A 19,317-nucleotide genomic window follows, 5' to 3' on the forward strand; every position below is an offset into this window, starting at 1 on the left:
ATCCAAGGCTCTGCCTCGGAGCCTGACGACAGGCGGTCCCCGACATTTTTCACACCCTCCCCGTCATTCCGGGGCCGCGCGCAGCGGAGCCCGGAATCCAGACGCTCAGGTCGTTCAGGATGAAGCGGAGAGCTTCCCGCCCTATCCTGGACTATCCGCGGCTCTGGATTCCGGGCTCCGCTGCGCGGCCCCGGAATGACATGGAGGGTGCCAGTTCCGCAGGAGCAAACCGGACGGTTTCTCACGTGGCGGCGCTGTTCCTCATCCCGAAGGATCGGCGCCACCAGCGCATCCCCCCTCACGCCACCTCGACCACGCGCTCCTCGGCCACTCCCTCGTGCCCGCCATGCTGCTTCAGCGGCCGGTTGCCGGTGAGCCGCCGCAGCAGCACGTAGAAGACCGGGGTCAGGAACAGCCCGAAGGCGGTCACGCCGATCATGCCGGAAAAGACCGCCACGCCCATGGCGCGGCGCATCTCCGAGCCGGCGCCCGTCGCGGTGACGAGGGGCAGGACGCCCATGATGAAGGCCATCGAGGTCATCAGGATCGGGCGCAGCCGCAGGCGGCTCGCCTCGATCGCCGCCTGGACCGGCGTCCGGCCGGAAAATTCCAGCTCGCGGGCGAATTCGACGATCAGGATCGCGTTCTTCGCCGACAACCCGACCAGCACGATGAGGCCGATCTGCGTGAAGACGTTATTGTCGCCCGAGGACAGCCAGACCCCGGTCATCGCCGCGAGCAGGCCCATCGGCACGATCAAGAGGATCGCCAGCGGCAAGGCGAGGCTCTCGTACTGTGCCGCCAGCACCAGGAAGACGAGGAGCAGCGCCAGCGGAAACACCCACACGCCCGAATTGCCGGCGATGAACTCCTGGTAGGTGAGGTCGGTCCACTCGAAGGCGAAGCCCCGCGGCAGGGTCTCGGCGGCGATGCGGGCGGCAGCCTCCTGCGCCTGGCCGGACGAGAAGCCCGGCGCCGCACCGGCATTGATGTCGGCGGAGAGGAAGCCGTTGTAGCGCATCGCCCGCTCGGGCCCGGCGGTCTGGCGCACGCGCAGGAGCGTCGAGAGCGGCACCATCTCGCCCGAGCCCGCCCGCACCTTGAGCTGGCCGACATCGTCGGAATGGGCGCGGAACGGCGCGTCGGCCTGGACCCGGACCGAGTAGGTGCGGCCGAAGCGGTTGAAGTCGTTCACGTACAGCGATCCGAGATAGATCTGCAGCGTGTCGAACACGTCAGTGACCGGGATCTTGAGCTGGCGCGCCTTGGTCCGGTCGATGTCGGCGAAGAGCTGCGGCACGTTCATCTGGAAGCTGGAGAACAGGCCGGCGAGCTCGGGCGCCTGGGCGGCCTTGGCGAGGAAGGCCTTCGTCGCCTCGTTCAGCGCCTCGTAGCCGAGGCCGGCCCGGTCCTCGATCTGGAGCTTGAACCCGCCGATCGTGCCGAGGCCGTTGACCGGCGGCGGCGGGAACATCGCGATGAAGGCTTCCGGGATGGCGGCGTACTTCTTGTTGAGGGACATCGCGATGGCGGCGCCGCTCAAGCCCGGATCCTTTCGCTCCTCGAAGGGCTTGAGGGTCGAGAACACGATCCCCGAATTCGACGAGTTGGTGAAGCCGTTGATCGACAGACCGGGAAAGGCCACCGCGCTCTCGACGCCGGGTTCTTTCAGGGCGATCTCGCTCATCTTGCGGATCACCTCCTCGGTCCGGTCGAGGGTCGCGCCGTCGGGGAGCTGCGCGAAGCCGACGAGGTACTGCTTGTCCTGGCCCGGCACGAAGCCGCCGGGAATTTTTTGGAACAGCCCTACGGTCACGCCGACGAGGACGAGGTAGATCACCATCATCGCCCCTTTGCGCGAGATGACGCCGCCGACGCCGCGTCCGTAGCCGTCCGAGGCCCAGCCGAAGGCGCGGTTGAAGCGGCGGAAGAACCAGCCGAGCAGGGTGTCAAGAACCCTCGTCAGCCGGTCCTTCGGCGCGTGGTGGTCCTTCAGCAGCAGGGCCGAGAGGGCGGGGGACAGGGTCAGCGAGTTGATCGCCGAGATCACGGTCGAGATCGCGATGGTCAGCGCGAACTGCTTGTAGAACTGGCCGGTGAGGCCGCTGATGAAGGCGAGCGGCACGAACACCGCCACCAGCACCAGCGCGATGGCGATGATCGGCCCCGAGACCTCGCGCATCGCCTGGTAGCTGGCGTCGCGCGGCGACAGGCCGGCCTCGATGTTGCGCTCGACGTTCTCCACCACCACGATCGCGTCGTCGACGACGATGCCGATGGCGAGCACGAGGCCGAACAGGCTGAGCGCGTTGATCGAGAAGCCGAAGGCGTGCATCACCGCGAAGGTGCCGACGATCGAGACCGGCACGGCGAGGAGCGGGATGATCGAGGCCCGCCAGGTCTGGAGGAAGAGGATCACCACCAGGACGACGAGGGCCACCGCCTCGAGCAGGGTGTGGATCACCGCCTCGATCGAGGCGCGCACGAACTGCGTCGGGTCGTAGACGATCTGGTAGTCGATCCCCTCCGGCATCGTCTTCTTGATCTCCGCCATGGTCCGGCGGACCTCGTCGGAGATCTGGATCGCGTTCGAGCCGGGCGATTGCGAGATCGGGATCGCCACCGCCGACTTGTTGTCGAGGAGCGAGCGCAGCGCGTAGTCCGAGGCGCCGAGCTCGATCCGGGCGATGTCGCGCAGGCGCGTGATCTCGCCGTTCTCGCCGGTCTTGACCACGATGTCGCCGAACTGCTCCTCGCTGGTCAGCCGCCCCTCGGCGTTGAGCGAGAGCTGGAGGTCGAGGCCGGGGATCGCCGGCGAGGCGCCGATGACGCCGGCCGCGGCTTCCACGTTCTGGGCCTGGATCTCGCGGACCACGTCGCCGGCCGACAGGCCGTGCTCGGCGACCTTCTGAGGATCGAGCCAGATCCGCATCGCGTAATCGCCCGAGCCGAAGAGCTGCACCTGGCCGACGCCGTCGAGGCGGGCGAGCCGGTCCTTGATGTTCAGGACCGCGTAGTTGCGCAGGTACGTCATGTCGTACCGGCCGTTCGGCGAGACGAGGTGGACCACCATCGTCAGGTCGGGCGAGGACTTCACCGTGACGATGCCGAGCTGGCGCACGATCGCCGGCAGCCGCGGCTCGGCCTGCGAGACGCGGTTCTGTACCAGCTGCTGCGCCTTGTCGGGATCGGTGCCGAGGCGGAACGTGACGGTCAGCGTCATGATGCCGTCCGTCGTCGCCTGGCTCGACATGTAGAGCATGCCCTCGACGCCGTTGATCTGCTCCTCGATCGGCGTCGCCACGGTCTCGGCGATGACCTTGGGATTGGCGCCCGGGAAGGTCGCCCTGACGACGACCGAGGGCGGCACCACGTCCGGGTACTCGGAGATCGGCATCGCGAACAGCGACAAGAGACCGCCGATGAAGATGAGAACCGAGAGCACGCCCGCGAAGATCGGGCGGTCGATGAAGAACTTGGAGAGGTTCATGCCGCCCTCCGGGGGCGCGAGGAAGTCGTAGGCATCGATTGCTGCCTGCGATGCGGATCAAGGCGAGTCGCGGGATCCCCTCTCCAGGCGATGCCGGGCTTGCCCGGTATCGCTGCAAGGTGTGGGAGAGGGGTAGGGGTGAGGGTGGCGACGGTTCAGGATCAAGCACTGATCGGGGTGCCGGGACCGGAACGATCCGAGTTTTACGCGGAGACGTAGCACCCTCACCCCTGGCCCCTCTCCCACACGGGAGAGGGGAACTGAGATATATTTCTGAATACCTGCGAGGACGGCAGCGTGGATCTTTGGGCTGGCCTCGATCTGCGCGACAGATCTTCCACCCTCCGCGTCATCCCGGGGCCGCGCAGCGGAACCCGGGATCCATAACCGCCGACGGTTCAGGACGAGTCGGAGCGCGTCGAGCCGGGTTCTGGATCGTCAGCGGTTATGGATCCCGGGTTCTCGCTTGCAGCGAGCCCCGGGATGACGTCGAGAGGTGGGGGCCGACGCCCGAAAGCCATCCGCCACCCACCTCACCGCTGCGCCAGCTTGCCCGTCCCCGGCTCCTGCATCGGCCGTGCCCCCATCGTGACCGGCGACGGGCTGACGAGGCTGCCCGGGCGCACCCGCTGCAGGCCGTTGACGACGATCCGCTCAGCCCCCGACAGGCCGGAGGTGACGACCCGCAGGCCCTCGACCGACCGGCCGAGGGTCACCGCCCGGAACTCGGCCCGGTTGTCGGCCCCGACCACCAGCACGAAGCGCTTGTCCTGGTCGGTGCCGACCGCCCGCTCGTCGACGAGGAGCAGCCGCTCGGGCGCCGCCTGGCCGAGGCGCATCCGGGCGAACTGGCCCGGGATCAGGTGCCCGTCGGCATTGGCGAAGGTGGCGCGCACCCGCACCGTACCCGAGCGGGCATCGACCTTGTTGTCGATGAACTGGAGGTGCCCCTTGGCGCGCTCGCCGTCGGCGGTCGCCATCTCGACCGGGATGCGGTCGAGCCTGCCGCGCCGGCCGGACGGGTCGGCGATGGCATTCAGCGCCTTCAAGACCACCGTCTCGTCGGCGTCGAAGCTCGCGTAGATCGGGTCGACCGAGACCAGGGTGGTGAGCACCGCGGCGCCCGCCCCCGTCGCCACGAGGTTGCCCGGGGTGATCTCCCGGCGCCCGACCCGGCCGCCCACCGCCGCCCGCACCTGCGTGTAGTCGAGGTTGAGCCGGGCGGAAGCCAGCGTCGCCTTCGCGGCGTCGAGATTAGCCTTCGCCTCCTTGAAGGCGTTCGCCCGCACGTCGAGGTCGCGGGCGGTGACGATGCGCTGGTCCGACAGGCGCTGCCCGCGCTCGTAGTCGCTCGCCGTCAGCGCCAGCCGCGCCTCGGCGACGGCGACCTGCGCCTCCAGGCGCTGCACCTCGGCCGCGTAGGGCGCGGGGTCGATCGTCACCAGGAGGTCGCCGGCGCGGACGAGGTCGCCCTCGGAAAAGTGCGTCGCCGCGACCGCACCGCCGACCCGGGCCCGCACGTCGACGCGCTCGACCGCCTCGAGGCGGCCGGAGAACTCGTCGAACAGCACCACGTCGCGCGGCTCGACCGCGGCGACGGGCACGGGGACCGCCTGCTCGACCGGCTGCGTCGCGGCAATCGCTTGGTTGCCCGAGAGGCGCGACAGGGGAGCGAAATGGTAGGATGCCCCTGCGACAAGCACGAGGGCGAGGCCGGCCGCGGCGAGGCGCGGGGTCTTTTTCGAAGGGACGACAGCAGGATCGGGATTCACGACCGGCTCCGACATCTGTAAGATGCGTTACACATGTCGGCATGGACGCCGGCCGTCAAGAGACTTATCTACCACTCGATACAAAAGTTGGAGCCAGAGGACAATGGTGATGGGGCGGCCCCGGGCCTTCTGCACGGAGAAGGCCCTCGACGAGGCGATGGAGGTGTTCTGGCGCCACGGCTACGACGGGGCGACCCTCGCCATGCTGACCAAGGCGATGGGCATCAAGCCGCCGAGCCTCTACGCCGCCTTCGGCAGCAAGGAGGGCCTGCTGAAGGCCGCCCTCGACCGCTACGCCGAGCGGCGCTCGGAACACATGCGCTACGTGCTGGCCGGCGCGACCGCCCGCGACGTCGCCGAGCGCTTCCTGTCGAGCATCGCCGAGAGCCACACCGATCCGGCGAACCCGCCGGGCTGCCTGCTGGTCCAGGGGGGGCTGGCCTGCGGCGCGGGTTCCGAAAACATCCCCTTCGAGCTCGCCGCCCGCCGCGCGCAAGGGGAGGCCGAATTGCGCGAGCGTTTCGTGCAGGCGAGGGAGGAGGGTGATCTCCCCGAGGGCAGCGACCCGGCCGCGCTCGCCCGCTTCCTGTCGACGGTCGCCTCCGGCATGGGCGTGCTGGCCTCCTCGGGGGCGGACCGGGAGGCGCTGCGGGAGGTGGCGCTCGTGTCGCTCGGGGCGTTCCCGGTCTGCGGCGCGGCGGCCGACGGATCGGGCTGATGCGAGGGCGGCCCGGCTCGCCGCCGTTTCGGCGGAGGGCTGCCCCACGGTCGAGTGCCCTGAGAGGCGGGGCCGTGCGGTGGATCCGGGTCGAGCGGCAAGTGTCCTCGGGCGAGCTAACCGTAAGGCCATGATTCGCGGCTGGCCCCTTGGGTAATATTGGCCAATCAACGCCATGACCCTTCGTTAGATCTTTACCGGAAATTATCGTCGATCCGGCTTCGTGGCGGTCGAGGGGCATTCGCGCCCCGCGTCTCATCGGGTCCTCACCGGGGCCCGCAACGCCGAACAGCACGTCGCGAGCCGGATCACCCCATGCCGTCCCTGTCCAAGCTGGCCGTCAGGCTGCCCTCGACCATCGTCGGGCTCGCGCTCGTCAGCGCGACGGTGATGGGGGGCTTGAGCTGGTACTCCGCGAAGAGCAGCCTGGTCGCGGCCGTCCAGGACCGGCTCGCTCTCGCCGCGACGGCGACCGGCCACGGCATCGCCCTCGTCGCCGACCAGGCCAAGGCCGATTTCGCCGCCGCCGCGGGCCACCCGCAGGTCGCCTCGAACTTCACCGACCTGATCGAGACCCTCGACCCGGCCAAGCCCGATTATGCCGGGATCCTGGCGGCGTTCCGGGCCCCGCCCACCTTGGACGCGCGGCTCGCCTTCGACGGCACCACCACCAACACGATGTATGGCCGCCGGCACGTCAAGGTGCAGGAGGTGGCCCGCAAGCTCCTGGGACGGCCCGGCTACGCCGACCTGCTGTTCCTCGATCCCGACGGGCGCATCGTCTACACGGCGACCAAGGGCGACGACTTCGCCGCCTCGGTCGCCGATCCGGCCCTGCGCGAGACCGGCCTCGCCCGGCTGTTCGCGCAGATGAAGGGGGCGGCGCCCGACGCGGTCTCCTTCGCGGATTTTTCCGCCTACCCGGTCGGCGGGGCCCCGGCGGCCTTCATCGGCAAGGCGATGAGCCGGCGCGCCAACGTCGCCATGGGCACCGCGCAAGCCGTCGAGCGGGCCGGGTACATCGTGATGCGGATCACCCCCGCCCTGTTCGACGCGACCCTGGCGCAGCGCGCCGGCCTCGGCGAGAGCGGCCAGACCCTGGCGATCGGGGCCGACGGACGCCTGCGCGCCGCGCCGCCCCTGTCGACGGGCGTTGCGGCCGGCGCTCCCGCGAGCGGCCTCGGCTTCACCCCGGACCAGGTCGCCGCCCAGGCGCCGTTCTCCTACGAGGCGCCGACCGGCCGCCGCATGGCGGTGAGCGCCGCGGTTCCGGTGCTCGGCACCCGCTGGACCATGCTGGCCGAGCAGTCCGAGGCCGAGGCGCTGCGGTCCGTGGACGCCCTGTCGCGCATCCTGGTGTCGATCGGCCTCGCCGTGCTCGCCGGCACCGCGATCCTCGGGCTCCTGATGTCGCGGGCGATCGTGCGGCCCCTCGGCGCGCTCACCGCGGCGCTCAACGCGCTGGCCGCCCGCAAAACCCTCGACGAGGTGCCCGGCCACCGGCGCCGCGACGAGATCGGCGACATCGCCCGGGCCGTCGCGATGATCCGCGACCTGTCGCTCGAGGACGCGGCGCAGCAGCTCCGGACCACCGAGGCGGCGCGCCTGCGCGAGGAGCAGGCCCGGCGCGGCCTGCTGCGCGACCTCGCCGACCGATTCGAGGTCTCTGTCGGCGGCATCGTGACGGCGGTCTCGGGGACGGCCGAGGGGCTGACCGGAGCCTCCGGCGCCGTGACCCGCGCCGTCGAGGGGACCGCGTCCCGCTCGGTCGGCGTCGCCGCCACCGCGCGCCAGACCAGCGGCAATGTCGGCGCCGTCGCGGCGGCGGCCGAGGAGCTCGGCGCGACCGTCGCGGAGATCGGCCGCCAGGTCGTGCAGGCCGCCTCGATGTCGGCCGAGGCGGTGGCGCAGGCCCGCGACGCCGGCGGCACGATGGCGGATCTCTCCGCCGCCGCCGCCCGCATCGGCGACGTCGTCGGCCTCGTCTCGCAGATCGCCGGCCAGACCAACCTGCTGGCGCTGAACGCCACCATCGAGGCGGCGCGGGCCGGCGAGGCCGGGCGCGGCTTCGCGGTGGTCGCCGCGGAGGTGAAGGAACTCGCCGGCCAGACCGCGAGGGCGACCGACGAGATCGGCCGCCACGTCGCGGCGATCCAGTCGACCAGCCAGGGCGCCGGGGCGGCGATCGCCGGCGTCACCGCGCAGATCGAGGCGATGAGCCAGGTCGCGACCGGCATCGCCTCGGCGATCGAGGAACAGGGCGCGATGACCCACGAGATCGTGCGCCAGATGGCCGAGGCGACGGACGGCACCGCCGCGATGACCCGCGACATCGGCGAGGTCGCCGACGCGGCGGGCAGCGCCGGCCGCGCGGCCGGCGAGGTCGCACAGGCCTCCGATGCCCTGTCGGACCAGTGCGCCCGCCTGCGCCGGGAGGTCGACGGTTTCTTGAGCAGCGTCCGCGCCGCCTGAAGCTCGGAGCCGGCGGTCGGGAGAGACGACCGCCAGCCCCGTGTCGCTACCGGCCGAGATGCCGGTTGAAGAACCAGGCGATCTCCTCGAACACCTTCCGGGTCTCGGGCGCGGTGTCGTCGCGGATGTAGTGGGCGTGCGACTGCCCCTCGCCGACCTGGAGGTAGGCCTCGACCCCGGCGTCGCGCAGCTTGCGGTGCACCCGCACGGTGTTCGACAGGAGCAGGTCGCGGGTGCCGGTGGTCAGGATCGTCGGCGGGAAGCCGTGCATGTCGCCGTAGACCGGCGACAGCATCGGGTCCTTCAGGTCGTGGCCGTTGGCGTAGACCTTGGCCCCGGCGTCGCAGAAGCCGTCGGGGGAGACCAGCACGTTGTCGAGCATCGCGTTGGTGACGAAGCTGTCGCCGACCTTGGTGGTGTCGGACATCGGCGTGCCGGGGGCGATCGCGGCAGGCAGCGGCAGCCCCTCCTGCTTGGCCCGCAGCACCATGGCGAGGGTCAGCGCCCCGCCCGCCGAGGTGCCGAAGATCGCCATGTTCTTCGGGTCGGCCATCCTGCTGGCCGCCTTCCACACCGTCATGGCGTCGTCGTGCGCAGCCGGATAGGTCGCCTCCGGGGGCATCCGGTAATCGACCGAGATGACCTTGAAGCGGCCGAACCCGGCCATGAAGATCGCCTCCGGCAGGCCGGCCTCGCCGGGATTGAGCACGTAGCAGCCGCCATGGACGTGGACGAGGAGCCGGTTGCGGTTCTCCGGCGGGATCTCCTCGGGGGTGAGGATGAAGGCCCGCACGCCGTCGATCGTGGTGCGCTCGACCTTCACCTTCAGCCGTTCGAGCATCCCGGGCACGAGCTTAGCCAGCGCGGCCGCGCCGGCCTCGGCGACGGGCTTCCACGCCTCCCCGGTCTTCGGCTGGATGTCCCAGTTCGTGCGCAGGGGCGCGCCGATGATCTTCGCCATCTGCGGGCTGACGTCGTCCGGCACCGGGACGCTCTTCGCCGGCACCTGCAGCGGCGGCGGCGCGCCTTGTGCGGCCGCTTGGGTGACGGCGGCGAGGGCCGCCAGGGTCACGGCACCCGTCAGGGCGCCGCTCCAGCCGCCGAGGCGGCGCGGACGATCGGTCATGGACAAAACTCCTCCCGGCCGGTCTCCGCGCCGTCTCGTGCGACGCTTCCCCCGGTCCGATGCAGTGTAGGGCGGCGGAGTATGCCCGCAAGCCGGCGTCGCGCGGGTGGCGGGTCTCACCCCGGCAGCCGCAGCCGCGCCCGCAATCCCCCCATCGCCGACCGGTCGAGCGCGAGCCCGCCGCCGTAGAGCTCGGCGAGTTCCGTGGTGATCGCCAAGCCGAATCCGTGGCCGGGCACCCGCTCGTCGAGGCGCCGGCCGCGCTGCACCACCGCCGCCAGGGCCTCGGGCCCGAGGCCCGGCCCGTCATCCTCGATCGCCACCACCACGTCGCTGCCCGCGCCTTCCGCCGACACCCGCACCTCGCGCCGGCACCAGGTGCAGGCATTGTCGACGAGGTTGCCCAGCATCTCGTCGAGATCCTGCGGGTCGCAGGCCGCGGCGAGGCCGGGCGGGACGGCGCAGGTCACCCGCACTCCCTTGTCGGCGTGGAGCCGTTCGAGCGCGCCGGCGAGGTCGGCGACCGGACCGGCGAGTTCGGTGCGGATCCGGGCCGCCCCGGTCAGCGCGGCGCTGCGGGCCCGGCGCAGATGGTGGCGCACCCCGCGGTCGAGATGGGCGACGAGCTGCGACAGGCGCCCGTCCGGGTCGCGGCCGGGCTCGGAGAGGGCGAGCGACAGGGTGGCGAGGGGCGTCTTCAACCCGTGGGCGAGGTTCGCCACGTGGGTGCGGGCCTGGGCGAGCTGCGCGGCGTTCTGGTCGAGGAGGGCGTTGATCTCGGCGGCGAGCGGCCGGACCTCCGCCGGCTGCGGATCGGGCACCCGCTCGCGCCGACCCGCCCGCACGGATTCCAGCTCCTGGCGCAGCCGGTCGAGGGGGCGAAGCCCCAGCCGCACCTGCGCCACCGCGCCGGCGGCGAGGCACAGGCCCAGCACCCCGAGGCTCGCGGCGAGCGCCAGCCCCGCCTCGCGCAACGGGCCGTAGAGGGCCGCCCGCGGCGCGCTCGCCGCCACCACCGTGCCGTCCGGCAGGGCGAGGACGCGCAGGATCAGGGCCTCGCCGCGCGGCCCGGCGCCGTCCGCCGGGCGGGGCCGGTCGTCGTCGGCCGCCGGCGCGGACGTTACGGCGAGGGTGCGGTCGCCGAGCGAGCCGGAGCCGAGCCGGGCGGAGCCGCGGGTCACCTGCCAGGTCCAGCCCGAGCCCGGCCGGTCGAAGGGCGGCGCGTCGAGGTCGCGGGAGAGCCGCAGGGCCGGCCCCGGCTCCAGCCCCGAGACCAGGGAGACGATCTGCGCGTCGAGCCGCTGGTCGATCTGACCGCGCACGAAGCGGGCGAGGATCAGCCCGATCGCGAGGCCCGCCACCACGAGCGCGGTCGCGATCAGCGCCAGCGCCCCGAGGAGCAGGCGCCGGCGCAGCGACCCGATCTGGCCGAGAGCCGTCACGACGCCTCGCCGGCGGTGAGCCGGTAGCCGTGGCCGCGTACGGTCTCGATCCGGGCCGGCGCGATCTTGCGGCGCAGCCGCGTGATGATGACCTCGACCGAGTTCGAATCGACCTCGGCGTCGCCCTCGTAGACCCGCTCCAGCAATTCGCCCCGTGGCACCACTCCGTCCCGGCGCAGGATCAGGCAGGAGAGCACCCGCCATTCGAGCGCGGTGAGCTTGAGCGGCAGCCCGTCGCGGGTGAAGGCGCCGAGGCCGGGATCGAAGCTGACCGGCCCGCAGGTGACGGTCGTCGCCCCGTGGGCGGCGGCGCGGCGCACCAGCGCGCGCAGGCGGATCACCAGCTCCTCGACCCGGAACGGCTTCACCAGGTAGTCGTCGGCCCCGGCCTTGAAGCCCGCCACCTTGTCGCTCCACGCGTCCCGGGCGGTGAGGATCAGCACCGGCAGGGTGCGCCCGGCCGCGCGCCAGCCCTGGAGCACCGCGATCCCGTCGCGCTTCGGCAGGCCGAGATCGAGCACCGCCGCGTCGTAGGTCTCGGTGTCGCCGAGATGCGCGCCGTCCTCGCCGTTGCGGGCGTGATCGACGGCGCAGTTCTCGGCGCGCAGGACCCGCAGGATCTCGGCTGCGAGGGCCGCGTCGTCCTCGACGAGCAGGAGCTTCATGGGGAGGGACCACGTGTCGAAAGCGGATTCCGCCGTAGTCCCGGCGGTTTAACCGAACCTGAACGGGCAGGTTCAGGCCCGGTTCCCGGGGCCTGACGTAGAAGCAGCGCCGACCCGGACAGGGCTTTCACACACAGGGAACACCGACATGACCGACCACACCACCATCGAGGGCAAGGCCGTCGCGATCGAGACCCGCGAGACCCCGAAGACTGAGACCCCGAACACCGGGGCGCCCGTCCCCCCGCGCCCGCGGCCCCGCCGCGGCCTCCTCGTCGGCGCCGTCGCGGTGCCGCTGGCGCTCGGTGCCGTCGGGCTCTCGCTGGCCCAGCAGGCGCAGACACCGCTCACCCCCGTCGCACCGGTCGCGGTGAGCGCGCTCGCCCCCTCCGGCGCCACCGCCGCCAAGGGCGAGGTCGCCGAGATTTTTGGCAACAAGTTCATCCTCCAGGACGGCACCGGCCGGGCGCTGGTCGAGACCGGCCGGGCCGGGGAGGGGGCGAAGCTCGTCGCCAAAGGCGAGACCGTGACCGTGCAGGGCCGGTTCGAGAACGGCTTCCTGCATGCCGCCGCGCTCACCCGGGCCGACGGCCGCGTCGAGGCGTTGCGCCCGGTGGGCCCGCCCCCCGGCGGCCTCGACTGGGCGAAGGACAAGATGGGCTTGGGCCCGAGCGTCGACGTCCCGGCCCTCACCAAGGCGGTCACGGATGCCGGCTACACGGATGTGCGGGTCGCCGGCCGCGGGCCGCGCCACCTCGACGTGGCGGCCAAGGGCCAGGACGGCAAGGAGCGGATGCTCCATGTCGGCTTCGACGGGCAGATCCGCGAGAAGCGGGTGTTCTGACAGTCGGGGTCCGACGGCGTCTGACACCCACCCTGTCATTCCGGGGCTCGCTGTAAGCGAGAACCCGGAATCCATAACCGCCGACACTGGAGAAAGACGCGGATCGCGGTCCGCTTCGTCCTGAAGCCTCAGCGTTCATGGATCCCGGGTTCCGCTTTCGCGGCCCCGGGATGACACGGAGGGTGTCATGGTTGGAGTGTGGAAAAAGACAAACTCACAACGTCGCCAGCACGCCCCCATCGACGTACAGGATCTGCCCGTTGACGAAGTCCGAGGCCGACGACGCCAGGAAGATCGCCGCGCCCTGCAATTCCTCCACCCGGCCCCAGCGCCCGGCGGGGGTGCGGTTCTTCAGCCAGGCGTCGAATTCCGGGTTCTCGATCAGCGCCTGGTTCAGCGGCGTGGCGAAGTAGCCCGGGCCGATGCCGTTCACCTGCAGGCCGTGGCGGGCCCAGTCGGTGCACATGCCCTTGGTCAGGTTCTTCACCGCGCCCTTCGAGGCGGTGTAGGGGGCGATCGAGTAGCGCGCCGCCTCGCTCTGCAGGCTGGCGATGTTGATGATCTTGCCGCGCTTGCGCGCAATCATGTGCCGGGCCACCGCCTGGCCGACGTAGAACACGCTGTCGAGGTTGATCCGCATCAGCTCGTGCCAGGTCTCGACGGAGTAGTCCTCGAGCGGTCCGCGGCGCTGGATGCCGGCATTGTTCACCAGAATGTCGATCGCGCCGATCTCGGCCTCGATCCGATCGATGCCGGCCTTCACGGCGGCGGAATCCGACACGTCGAAGGCCGCGGCCTCGGCCGTGAGACCCTCCTTGCGCAATTCGGCCACCGCGCCGTCGAGCTTGTCCCGGTCGCGGCCGTTGAGCACGATCGCCGCCCCGGCGCGGCCGAGGCCGAGCGCCAGCGACAGGCCGATGCCCTGGCTGGAGCCGGTCACCAGGGCGCGACGGCCCGACAGATCGAACAAGGCGGTCGACACGAGACGCTTCCTCCCCTGGTGCGCCCCGGTCCCGGCGGCCGAAAAAGGCCGCTCCCGCGATTGCGCTTGTACGGTAAGGGAACCATGGTACCGGTACCAGCGCAAGCGGCATCTCGGCGCGAAATAAGAGCGCTGGTCCGGACGCCGCACCGGGAGGAGACCTGACCTATGACGCTCGCCGCGCGCATCCACGCTGCCAAGGACCTGCGGGTCGAGGCGATCTCGCTCCGCGAGCCGGCGGCCGACGAGGTCGTGGTCGCTCTCGGCGCGGGCGGCATCTGCGGCTCGGACCTGTCCTATTACGGCAAGGGCCGGGTCGGCGACTTCTCGTTGTGCGAGCCGATGGTGCTCGGCCACGAGGTCGCCGGCACGGTGGAGCGGGTCGGCGCGGCCGTCACCAGCGTCAAGCCGGGCGACCGGGTCGCGGTCGATCCGAGTCGGCCCTGCCTCGCTTGCGACTATTGCCGTGCCGGCCGCTCGAACCTGTGCCGCAACATGCGCTTCTTCGGCTCGGCGGCGATCTACCCGCACGTCCAGGGCGGCTTCAGCGAGCTCTTCCTCGCCCGGGCCGACCAGTGCGTGCCGATCCCCGATTCGATGCCGATGCGGGTCGCGGCCTGCGGCGAGCCGCTGGCGGTGTCGCTGCACGGGATCCGGCGGGCCGGGGAGCTCCTCGGCCGCCACGTCCTCATCGCCGGGGCCGGGCCGATCGGCCTCCTGTGCCTGATGGCGGCGAAGCTCGCCGGCGCCCGCCGGATCGTCTGCACCGACCTGTCCGATGCGCCGCTCAGCATCGCCCGGGAGATCAGCGCGGCCGAGACCATCAATGTCGGGAGCGAGCCCGAGCGGCTCGCCGCCTACGAGGCCGACAAGGGCACCTTCGACGTCGCGCTGGAGGCCACCGGCTCGCCGGTGGCGCTGGCCTCGCTGTTCCGGGTGGTGCGGCCCGGCGGCCGGGTGGTGCAGCTCGGCATGATGCCGCCCGGCGACGTGCCGGTGCCGGCCAACATGCTGATGGCGCGCGAGATCGACTTCGTCGGCGCCTTCCGCTTCCACGAGGAGTACCGCACCGCCATCGCGCTGCTCGCCGCCGGCCGGATCGATGTCGGGCCGATCCTCTCGGCCGAGATGCCGATGAGCCGGGCCGACGAGGCCTTCGCGCTCGCCGCCGACCGCAGCCGGGCGATCAAGGTCCACCTCGCCTTCTAGCCGGCGTCCCCCGTGTCCGGGGACCGGGTGACGCCCCGCCGGGCGCCGACGATGCGCGACGTGTCGCGCCTCGCGGGCGTCTCGCCGATGACGGTCTCGCGGACGCTGGCCGAGCCCGGCCTCGTCTCCCCGGAGGCCCGGGCGCGGGTGCTCGCGGCGGTGGACCGGCTCGGCTACGTGCCGGATCGCGGGGCGGGGGGCCTGTCGTCGCGGCGCACCGGCTTCGTCGCTCTGATCGTCCCGACGCTCACCAACCCGAACTTCGCCGACACCGCCGCCGGCCTCACCGCGGCGATGCGCCCGCGCGGCTACCAGCCGCTGATCGGGGTCACCGGCTACTCGGTGGCCGAGGAGGAGGTGGTTTTGCGCGCGATGCTGCCGCGCCGGCCGGACGCGATCGTGGTGGCCGGCATGCGGCACTCTCCTGCCGCCCGCGATCTGCTGGCCCGCGCCGGCGTGCCGGTGGTGGAGATCTGGGACCGGCCCGAGATGCCGGTCGACCGGGCGGTGGGCTTCTCCAACTACGAGGCCGGCCGCCTCGCCGCCCAGGCCCTGATCGACCTCGGCGCCACCCGCATCGCCGGGCTCGGACCGGAGCGGACCGGCGAGGCCCGGGACTTTCGCGGCGAGGAGCGCCTGCGCGGCCTAGGCGACGGCCTCCGGCAGGCCGGGCTCCCGGACGACCTGATCCTGCATCACGGACGGGCGGCGGGCGCCTTCGCGCACGGGGCCGAGGCGATGGCCGAATTGCTCGCCCGCGGCGGTGCGCAGGCGGTCTTCCTCGTCTCCGACATCTCGGCCTTCGGCGCCCTGATGGAGTGCCAGCGCCGCGGCCTGCGCGTGCCGCAGGACGTCCGGATCCTCGGCTTCGGCGACTTCGAGATCGGCCGCCAATGCGTGCCGCGCCTCTCCACCATCGCGGTCGATCCGGTCGGGATCGGACGGCGAACCGGCGAGCTGCTTCTCGGGCTCCTCGACGGGGAGGCGGTCGCGCCGGCGGTGGTCGATCTGGGGTTTCGCCTCGTTCTGCGGGAGAGCACCGGTTAGGGGAGTGTGCCGTCAGGCCAGACGCGGCTCCGGACCCTGACGCGGCCGCAGCACCGGGGCCACGGCCTCGTGCTCCTCCTCGTCCCGCACGACGCGCGCCGCCTGGGGCAGCTCGACCAGCGGGAACAGGTCCTGCAGCCCGCGCGAGACGCCCGTGAGGACCGGGGCGAAGGGGCCGGAGAGCGGGGAGGGGGCCGCGTCGACCCTGACGAATCGGGAGCTGGACATGTGGCAGTGCAAACCTCGGAGCCAGCGTCAACGCGCTGCACCATGGTTTGGTTCACGACCCGCGTTCGGATGATTCGCCGGACGGCTCCCTGGCCCGCGCATCGGTGCCCGGGAGCAACACCCGAGAGCAACAGGGGCGCCCGCTCACCCCCGCGCCGTCGGGGCGATCAGCGTCTCCGTCGCGCCGGCCGTGTCCATGCCGATGCGGCCCCAGCCGGGCAGCTTCAGGGCCGGGCGGCGCAGGTCGAGCCCCGCCACCGTGCCGAGCACGTTCAGCTCGATCCCCTCGACCCAGCCGAGGGTGAGGCCGAGATAGCCTCTGCCCGAGATCTGCACCCCGGTGCGGCTCGGCGTCCAGGCGACCAGGCTCTCCGAAAAGTCCTTGCCCAGAGCCGTCGGCGGCAGCGCCACGGCGAGGTCCGGCACCGCCCGCAGCACGTGGGCCACGAAGGTGTTGGAGTTCGGCCCCGGCCAGGCGTTGTAGCTGCCGGCCTTGGCGTAGGGATAGGCCGCGACCGCCGCGCGGATGGCCGGCACCGCGCGCGCCGCCGCCTCGCCGTCGAGGGCCAGCACCACCTGCGGCGGGTTGCCGAACCAGCGCGCGTCGGCCGCGTAGGCGTCGGTCCGCACCGGCAGGCCCCAGCCGACGACGTCGTAGCGGGTGTAGCGCGGGGCGCCGGCCTCCTTGACGACGATCCAGGTGTGGTGGGCAAAAATGCCCCGCCAGCGCCCGACCCGGGCGGCGTAGATCCGCACGATCGCCTGCGGCGTTGCGGCGGCGGCGGGCAGGAGCCGCGCGCTCGACCAGTCGGCGGTGGACCAGTCGGGTGCGAGGTCGTCGCGGCTCCACCACCACAGGGCGTGGGCGGCGAGCGGCAGCAGGAACAGGAGAACGAGCGCGAGCACGAGGGTGCGCGCCAGCCAGGCCAGGGCGAGAAGCATGACCGGAGAGATGGCGCGTCGCGCGTGGCGGCGCAACGGCCGCGGCGAAGGATCCGTCCGTGACCGCACCCTCCGGCGAACCGGAGCCGGACGAGACCGTTGTCGGCAAAGAGACGATGATGACGGGAGAGCGCGATGGCCGAGGTGAAGCGGGTGCTGGACGCCCTGGTGCGCAGCCGCCGCGGCGGGATCGCGGCGTCCGCGGCCCTCGGCGGGCTGGCGCTGATCGCCGGGCTCGCCCTGCGGGCGACGCAGCCGGAGGCGCCGGCCGGCACCAAGTCGGCAGCGACGGCCTCCGGGACGCCCTTCGAGGCCGGCGCCCTCAGCGACGACGAGGCGACGCTCTGCCTGCGCATCATGGTGGCGGCCTCGGCCGCCGACGGGGTGATCGACGCCCGCGAGCGGGAGCGGCTCGACGCGGCGGTCGCCGAATCCGGCCTCGACCTCGCCGGCCGGCAATGGCTCGCCCGCGAACTGGAGGATCCGGCGACGATCGACGAGATCGCCGACCGGGTGCAGGATCCGGAGGCCGGCGCCCGGGTCTACGCCGCGGCCCGCCTCGCCATCGATCCCGACACGATGCAGGAGCGCACCTTCCTGCGCATGCTGGCCGAGGCCCTCGACCTCGACGAGGCGGCTTTGGCCCGGGTCGAATCCGGCCTCGCGGCCTGAGGGGAACCGCCATGCGCCGAGGCCTCGTGCCTTCCCGCGGCCGGCAAGCCCTCGAACTGCTCGCCCGCCTCGGCTACGGCGCCCGCGGCGTGACCTACTGCCTCGTCGGCGGCCTCGCGGTGCTGGCGGCGATCGGCGTCGGCGGCCAGACCGGGGGCAGCCGCAGCGCGCTCCTGATCCTGCTGGAGCGGCCCTTCGGCTGGATCCTGCTCGGGATCGTGGCGTTCGGGCTCGCGGCCTTCGCGCTATGGCGGGTGGTCGAGGCGCTCACCGACGCCGACGACTACGGCCGTTCGGCCAAGGGGCTGGCGACCCGGGCCGGCCACCTCGTCAGCGGCTTCACCTATGGCGGCCTCGGCGTCTCGATGATGCTGGCGGCCCTCGGGCGCGGCACGGCGCGCCAGGCCGAGGACCAGGGCGCGCGGGACTGGACCGCCTGGCTGCTGCAGCAGCCCTTCGGCCAGTGGCTCGTCGGCGCCGTCGGGCTCGTCGTCATCGGCGCCGGCCTCGCCTTCGCGTGGAAGGCGTGGAAGGGCGACGTGTGCAAGCGCCTCTCCGTGCCCGTCGATGCCCGCGACTGGGTGCGCCATGTCGGCCGCTTCGGCTACGCCGCCCGGGCGCTCACCTTCGGGCTGATCGGCGGTTTCCTGATCGCCGCGGCGCTCGCAAGCCGGTCGAGCGAGGTCAAGGGCCTCGGCGGCGCCCTCCAGGCCCTGCGGGGCGAACCCTATGGCTGGGTGCTGCTCGGCCTCACCGCGGCGGGGCTCGCCGCCTTCGGGGTGTTCGGCCTCGTCCAGGCCCGCTACCGCCGTATCGACCCGCCGGACCTCGACGCGGCGCGCCGGGCGGTGGAGGATATCGCCCGATAAGAATCGTAAGGAGACCGCATGGACGCGCCGCTGCCGCTCAACACCGAGTTCCTGTTCCGCATGGCCCTGACGGTCGGCGCCCCCCAAGGGATCGGCGCGTCCCGCGGCACCGACCTGCGGGTCGTGCCCGTCACCGGCGGCACCGTCACGGGCCCGCGGCTCTCGGGCGAGGTGCTGCCCGGCCCGGCCGGCGACTGGCTGCGGGTCGAGCCCGACGGCACCACCCATCTCGACGTGCGCCTGACTTTTCGGGCGTCCGGCGGTGCCCTGGTCTACTGCCAGTATACCGGCCTGCGCGCCGGCCCGCCCGAGGTGCTGGCCCGCCTCGGCCGCGGCGAGGCGGTGGCACCCGGCGAGTATTATTTCCGCACGGCGTTGCGCTTCGAGACCGGGGCGGCGGATCTCGCCTGGCTCAACCGAGTGGTCGCCGTGGGGGTGGGGCAGCGGCTGCCGGAGGGGCCGGTCTATGACGTGTATGGGGTGATGTGAGGCTGTATCGACGCTCTCGACGTCATGTATGGACGGCCCCCGTTTCGCAAGGGTTTGTGAGCCTCGGTTTGTGCCAGTCGGTTCAGGAGCAGTCATGTATCCGGCCTCTGATGCCGTCGTGCCGTCACGGGATCGCGACGAGGACGACGGCGGGCCACCAAGGGGTGCGCACAAGCGTTCCTTGCGAGAACCAGGCTCCCAACATCCCGACGCGCTGTGCCGCGCGATGACGTGGCGGAGTGTCCTGGTCCCAGGGGTCCCTCATCCTGCTCTGGCCTTGGCCGTGCTCTTTGGCTCCTTGCTCACCGAAGGCGTCGTCCCGCCGCTCCTCAAGCGGCGGCGGGACGACG

At 72.1% G+C, this 19,317-nt stretch carries 17 protein-coding genes; 8 read left to right on the plus strand and 9 right to left on the minus strand.

Features of this window, described 5'->3' with window-relative positions; all coding sequences use genetic code 11:
• Nucleotides 1–298 precede the first annotated feature (298 nt).
• Both BM430_RS26635 and BM430_RS26640 read right to left on the minus strand, forming a co-directional pair.
• Nucleotides 299–3,490, minus strand: a complete 3,192-nt coding sequence (locus BM430_RS26635) for an efflux RND transporter permease subunit (RefSeq protein WP_093570256.1) — start codon at nt 3,488–3,490, stop codon at nt 299–301.
• Nucleotides 3,491–4,023: 533 nt separating this feature from the next.
• Nucleotides 4,024–5,262: an efflux RND transporter periplasmic adaptor subunit gene (locus tag BM430_RS26640; RefSeq protein ID WP_244539675.1), complete on the minus strand. Its 1,239-nt coding sequence runs from the start codon at nt 5,260–5,262 to the stop codon at nt 4,024–4,026.
• Between the two features lie 103 nt (nt 5,263–5,365).
• Between BM430_RS26640 and BM430_RS26645 the strand changes: the two genes are divergently transcribed.
• Together BM430_RS26645 and BM430_RS26650 are read left to right on the plus strand one after the other, a co-directional pair.
• Nucleotides 5,366–5,980: a TetR/AcrR family transcriptional regulator gene (locus BM430_RS26645; RefSeq protein ID WP_093570258.1), complete on the plus strand. Its 615-nt coding sequence runs from the start codon at nt 5,366–5,368 to the stop codon at nt 5,978–5,980.
• A gap of 315 nt (nt 5,981–6,295) precedes the next feature.
• On the plus strand, nt 6,296–8,452 hold the full coding sequence (locus BM430_RS26650; protein WP_093570259.1) for a methyl-accepting chemotaxis protein: 2,157 nt from the start codon (nt 6,296–6,298) through the stop codon (nt 8,450–8,452).
• Between the two features lie 46 nt (nt 8,453–8,498).
• On the opposite strand, the gene BM430_RS26655 is transcribed toward BM430_RS26650, so the two are convergent.
• From BM430_RS26655 to BM430_RS26665, 3 genes are all read right to left on the minus strand, one after another.
• Nucleotides 8,499–9,578 carry an alpha/beta hydrolase gene (locus BM430_RS26655; RefSeq protein ID WP_093570260.1) on the minus strand — a complete coding sequence of 360 codons (1,080 nt, stop codon included), beginning with the start codon at nt 9,576–9,578 and terminating at the stop codon, nt 8,499–8,501.
• Nucleotides 9,579–9,694: 116 nt separating this feature from the next.
• Nucleotides 9,695–11,020 carry a sensor histidine kinase gene (locus BM430_RS26660; RefSeq protein ID WP_093570261.1) on the minus strand — a complete coding sequence of 442 codons (1,326 nt, stop codon included), beginning with the start codon at nt 11,018–11,020 and terminating at the stop codon, nt 9,695–9,697.
• On the minus strand, nt 11,017–11,685 hold the full coding sequence (locus BM430_RS26665; protein ID WP_093570262.1) for a response regulator: 669 nt from the start codon (nt 11,683–11,685) through the stop codon (nt 11,017–11,019). Before BM430_RS26665 ends, BM430_RS26660 begins: the two co-directional genes overlap by 4 nt.
• A gap of 148 nt (nt 11,686–11,833) precedes the next feature.
• Between BM430_RS26665 and BM430_RS26670 the strand changes: the two genes are divergently transcribed.
• Nucleotides 11,834–12,529: a DNA-binding protein gene (locus BM430_RS26670; protein WP_093570263.1), complete on the plus strand. Its 696-nt coding sequence runs from the start codon at nt 11,834–11,836 to the stop codon at nt 12,527–12,529.
• A 214-nt stretch (nt 12,530–12,743) separates the two neighbouring features.
• Here the strand turns inward: BM430_RS26670 and BM430_RS26675 are convergent, their stop codons facing one another.
• Nucleotides 12,744–13,511, minus strand: coding sequence for an SDR family oxidoreductase (locus tag BM430_RS26675; protein ID WP_093570264.1), 768 nt, complete (start codon nt 13,509–13,511; stop codon nt 12,744–12,746).
• Between the two features lie 168 nt (nt 13,512–13,679).
• Between BM430_RS26675 and BM430_RS26680 the strand changes: the two genes are divergently transcribed.
• Nucleotides 13,680–14,720 (plus strand): L-idonate 5-dehydrogenase, encoded by a 1,041-nt coding sequence (locus tag BM430_RS26680; protein ID WP_093570265.1) that lies wholly within the window; start codon nt 13,680–13,682, stop codon nt 14,718–14,720.
• Between the two features lie 51 nt (nt 14,721–14,771).
• Nucleotides 14,772–15,767 carry a LacI family DNA-binding transcriptional regulator gene (locus BM430_RS26685; RefSeq protein WP_093570277.1) on the plus strand — a complete coding sequence of 332 codons (996 nt, stop codon included), beginning with the start codon at nt 14,772–14,774 and terminating at the stop codon, nt 15,765–15,767.
• A gap of 12 nt (nt 15,768–15,779) precedes the next feature.
• On the opposite strand, the gene BM430_RS26690 is transcribed toward BM430_RS26685, so the two are convergent.
• Both BM430_RS26690 and BM430_RS26695 read right to left on the minus strand, forming a co-directional pair.
• Nucleotides 15,780–15,995 (minus strand): hypothetical protein, encoded by a 216-nt coding sequence (locus BM430_RS26690; protein ID WP_093570266.1) that lies wholly within the window; start codon nt 15,993–15,995, stop codon nt 15,780–15,782.
• A gap of 144 nt (nt 15,996–16,139) precedes the next feature.
• Nucleotides 16,140–16,937 carry a DUF3750 domain-containing protein gene (locus BM430_RS26695; RefSeq protein ID WP_093570267.1) on the minus strand — a complete coding sequence of 266 codons (798 nt, stop codon included), beginning with the start codon at nt 16,935–16,937 and terminating at the stop codon, nt 16,140–16,142.
• Nucleotides 16,938–17,072: 135 nt separating this feature from the next.
• On the opposite strand from BM430_RS26695, the gene BM430_RS26700 reads away from it, so the two are divergent.
• The 3 genes from BM430_RS26700 to BM430_RS26710 are packed head-to-tail and all read left to right on the plus strand — an operon-like array spanning nt 17,073 to nt 18,967.
• Nucleotides 17,073–17,609: a tellurite resistance TerB family protein gene (locus BM430_RS26700; RefSeq protein WP_093570268.1), complete on the plus strand. Its 537-nt coding sequence runs from the start codon at nt 17,073–17,075 to the stop codon at nt 17,607–17,609.
• A gap of 11 nt (nt 17,610–17,620) precedes the next feature.
• Nucleotides 17,621–18,478 carry a DUF1206 domain-containing protein gene (locus tag BM430_RS26705; RefSeq protein WP_093570269.1) on the plus strand — a complete coding sequence of 286 codons (858 nt, stop codon included), beginning with the start codon at nt 17,621–17,623 and terminating at the stop codon, nt 18,476–18,478.
• Between the two features lie 18 nt (nt 18,479–18,496).
• On the plus strand, nt 18,497–18,967 hold the full coding sequence (locus BM430_RS26710) for a DUF3237 domain-containing protein (RefSeq protein ID WP_093570270.1): 471 nt from the start codon (nt 18,497–18,499) through the stop codon (nt 18,965–18,967).
• Nucleotides 18,968–19,091: 124 nt separating this feature from the next.
• Here BM430_RS26710 and BM430_RS35080 read toward each other — a convergent pair.
• Nucleotides 19,092–19,317 (minus strand): hypothetical protein (locus BM430_RS35080; RefSeq protein ID WP_210188461.1); only part of this gene is annotated, 226 nt, incomplete at its 5' end.

This window comes from Methylobacterium sp. 174MFSha1.1, from assembly GCF_900116815.1.
Taxonomy (GTDB): domain Bacteria; phylum Pseudomonadota; class Alphaproteobacteria; order Rhizobiales; family Beijerinckiaceae; genus Methylobacterium.

Coding starts and splice junctions, on each gene's coding strand:
- BM430_RS26635 (WP_093570256.1), bottom strand. CDS start 3,490: ATGAACCTCTCCAAGTTCTTCATCGACCGCCCGATCTTCGCGGGCGTG.
- BM430_RS26645 (WP_093570258.1), top strand. CDS start 5,366: ATGGTGATGGGGCGGCCCCGGGCCTTCTGCACGGAGAAGGCCCTCGAC.
- BM430_RS26650 (WP_093570259.1), top strand. CDS start 6,296: ATGCCGTCCCTGTCCAAGCTGGCCGTCAGGCTGCCCTCGACCATCGTC.
- BM430_RS26655 (WP_093570260.1), bottom strand. CDS start 9,578: ATGACCGATCGTCCGCGCCGCCTCGGCGGCTGGAGCGGCGCCCTGACG.
- BM430_RS26665 (WP_093570262.1), bottom strand. CDS start 11,685: ATGAAGCTCCTGCTCGTCGAGGACGACGCGGCCCTCGCAGCCGAGATC.
- BM430_RS26670 (WP_093570263.1), top strand. CDS start 11,834: ATGACCGACCACACCACCATCGAGGGCAAGGCCGTCGCGATCGAGACC.
- BM430_RS26680 (WP_093570265.1), top strand. CDS start 13,680: ATGACGCTCGCCGCGCGCATCCACGCTGCCAAGGACCTGCGGGTCGAG.
- BM430_RS26685 (WP_093570277.1), top strand. CDS start 14,772: ATGCGCGACGTGTCGCGCCTCGCGGGCGTCTCGCCGATGACGGTCTCG.
- BM430_RS26690 (WP_093570266.1), bottom strand. CDS start 15,995: ATGTCCAGCTCCCGATTCGTCAGGGTCGACGCGGCCCCCTCCCCGCTC.
- BM430_RS26695 (WP_093570267.1), bottom strand. CDS start 16,937: ATGCTTCTCGCCCTGGCCTGGCTGGCGCGCACCCTCGTGCTCGCGCTC.
- BM430_RS26700 (WP_093570268.1), top strand. CDS start 17,073: ATGGCCGAGGTGAAGCGGGTGCTGGACGCCCTGGTGCGCAGCCGCCGC.
- BM430_RS26705 (WP_093570269.1), top strand. CDS start 17,621: ATGCGCCGAGGCCTCGTGCCTTCCCGCGGCCGGCAAGCCCTCGAACTG.
- BM430_RS26710 (WP_093570270.1), top strand. CDS start 18,497: ATGGACGCGCCGCTGCCGCTCAACACCGAGTTCCTGTTCCGCATGGCC.